Here is a 1701-nt window from a genome sequence, read left to right on the forward strand (position 1 = left end):
GAAAATGAACCACGGCTGCGAGAAAGTTGCATAACATTGTCCAGGAAGTTATACAGGTAAAGGAAGACTGTGCACATGCGAAGAGAAGAAAAGAGACAAAACGGTGCACATGGCTACATGGCGAGTTACATGGCGTGGAGCCTGAAGAGGCAAGGGAGTCTCCCTAGCGAGGGTAACAACAGAAAAAGCAATGATCTACTTCTTCTGGAAGGCCGACTGTTGGAAGACTGGACCGAGCGAGGGCATGATGGGCTGCATGACCGAGGCGAAGTCCTGGGGGAAGATGCTGGTGGAGCTGACAGCCGAAGAGGCTGAGGTCCGTTGGTAGAACTGCTGGAACGACGAGCTGAGCGACGCCAAGGGAGACGCGATTTGGCTCAAGGCATCTCCGCCAAAGCTGGTCTGCAGCGAGCTCACAAAGTTGGTGAATTGGCTAAAGGTGCTCGAGGCGATGCTACCGAATTGGCCCGGGCTTTTGAAGCAGGTGCCGCAGTTGTTGGCTTGGCTCAGGACGGCCTGGAAGGACCGGGCGAGTTGCTGGCATCGCTGGAACGCGATGTCGCGAGTGAGCTGGCCGGCCGCGAGCTGAGACTGGAAGCCGCCGATGAGCCCGTTCAAGCTTTGGAAGCTGGAGCTGACCGACGAGACGCTCGAGCTCTGCTGGCTGGACGAGAAGCTGCTGCCGCCGGCGCCGAACCCACCAGCCTGGAAATTGTTGCTGCTGGATTGCTGGTTGAAACTGTTGGCGCTAAACTGCTGGACAACCGAGGGCATGATGCCTTGGAAGACCGGGCCGAAGTTCTGCGGGATGAGGCTGCTGGTGCTGATCGCAGAGGAAGCGGACGTCCTCTGGAAGAACTGCTGGAAGGACGAGGTGAGACCCGACAAGGGAGACGCGATTCGGCTGAAGGCGCTTCCATCAAAGCTGGATTGCAACGAGCTCACAAAGTTGGTGAATTGGCTAAAGGTGCTCGAGGCGATGCTACCGAATTGGCCCGGGTCGTTGAAGCAAATGCCACAGTTGTTGGCTTGGCTCAGGACGGCCTGGAAGGACCGGGCAAGTTGCTGGCATCGCTGGAACGCGAGGTCCCGAGTGAGCTGGCCGGCCGCGAGCTGGGATTGGAAGCCGCCGATAAGCCCATTCAAGCTTTGGAAGCTGGAGCTGACCGACGAGACGCTCGAGCTCTGCTGGCTGGACGAGAAGCTGCTGCCGCCGGCGCCGAACCCACCGAGACCTCCAGCTTGGTATCCCCCAGCCTGGAAGCTGTTGGCATTCGCGCTGTTGGCACTCATAGCATTGTAGCCGCCGCCTTGAAAGTTACCGAAGCCGGCCGCTCCGCCAAAGCCTGGGTCAACATCACCGCCGAACGCGAGTCCATTTCCAAGACCGCCATTGTAAACAGAGCCCGAGTTGTGGCTGTTAACAGAGTTGCTGGTGTCGGAGCTGCTCATGCTATTGCTCCATGGGGTGGAGGACGCTTGCGAGGCGTGGCTCCGATCAGCACTGGCGGCGTCTTGCGAGTATTGGGCGAAGCCACGAGGAGCGTGAGTGGTGGGGGTAGCAAAGGCAGCGGTGGCCAAAAGGCAAGCAACGTAAACAGTGGACAACATGGCGGCGGGTGTGGGGGGTTTTGCTGGTTGAAAGGAAAGACTGGTGGAGGGAAGGAATTCCGGTGTGGTAGGTGCTATGTACAAAGTGGT

At 58.6% G+C, this 1701-nt stretch carries 1 protein-coding gene; it reads right to left on the bottom strand.

Annotated features, from left to right (window positions below):
* Positions 1–195: 195 nt before the first annotated feature.
* Entirely contained in the window at positions 196–1452 is a 1257-nt protein-coding gene (locus IE273_RS45565; protein WP_189820548.1) for a hypothetical protein, read from the bottom strand.
* Positions 1453–1701: the final 249 nt, after the last annotated feature.

The organism is Streptomyces olivaceoviridis (genome assembly GCF_014650115.1).
Taxonomy (GTDB): domain Bacteria; phylum Actinomycetota; class Actinomycetes; order Streptomycetales; family Streptomycetaceae; genus Streptomyces; species Streptomyces olivaceoviridis.

What these genes read in the sequence shown, in the direction of transcription:
- IE273_RS45565 (WP_189820548.1), bottom strand. Translation starts at nt 1,452, where the DNA reads ATGAGCAGCTCCGACACCAGCAACTCTGTTAACAGCCACAACTCGGGC.